General features: G+C 57.4%; 1 protein-coding gene and 1 pseudogene. One reads left to right on the forward strand and one right to left on the reverse strand.

Annotation, left to right across the window (positions count from 1 at the left end; translation table 11 throughout):
* A pseudogene (locus NS334_RS17220) lies at positions 1 to 317 on the reverse strand (hypothetical protein); the annotation flags it as partial.
* 209 nt (positions 318 to 526) lie between these two features.
* On the opposite strand from NS334_RS17220, the gene NS334_RS18960 reads away from it, so the two are divergent.
* The coding region (locus tag NS334_RS18960; RefSeq protein ID WP_206542739.1) for an acyl-CoA dehydrogenase family protein at positions 527 to 735 on the forward strand (209 nt) is incomplete at its 3' end.

Genomic DNA, 735 nt, shown 5'->3' on the forward strand with positions numbered 1-735 from the left:
TTACCACCGTGCTGATGGACAGCATCAGTGATGCGACGAAGTTCGCGAGCTTGCGCACGTTCGGTCAAAATCGGCCCCCCAGGCTCAATCAGACCCGCGCTGTTGGGCGCATAACCGCCGGTAATGATGAGTCCTATCTCCCCCTTGGCGCGCTCGGCAAGGAAAACCGCCATCTTGTGCACGCCGTTGTCCTCCATATCGAGACGGGTGTGCATCGACCCCATGATCATGCGGTTACGCAACGTGGTCCGCCCTACCTTTAGCGAAGATAGCAAATGAGGGTAAAGCGATGTTCCGGGGCTGGTCGGCGTCAGCATGGACTTGCCTCCGGGGCTGGTTGTTAAATTTCTAACAGTTGTTAGACTGAATGCAAGAACTGAAGATCACCTAGATGGGAGGAATCGCGATGGATGACGCGCTTAGCGAGCAGCAGCAGGCTTTTCAGGAAACCGCGAAGCGTTTCGCGAAAGACAAGCTGGGCCCCCACTAGCAGAGGCGGGCAAAGGAACACCGCATCGATCGTGCCATGCTGAAACAAATGGGGTCACTCGGCCTGATTGGCGCCGATCTGCCGGAAAAATACGGCGGCCTTGGCGAGAGCAGCGTGACGGCAGGCATTATTGTCGAGCAGATCGCTTATGGAGACTTCAACGCCAGCTACGTCCAACTTCTGGCGTCACTGCTCGGCGGAATGCTCGCAGAGCACGCCTCGCCCGAAATCGCTCAGGAGTGGCT

The sequence above is a fragment of the Sphingomonas endophytica genome, assembly GCF_001476895.1.
GTDB lineage: Bacteria > Pseudomonadota > Alphaproteobacteria > Sphingomonadales > Sphingomonadaceae > Sphingomonas > Sphingomonas endophytica_A.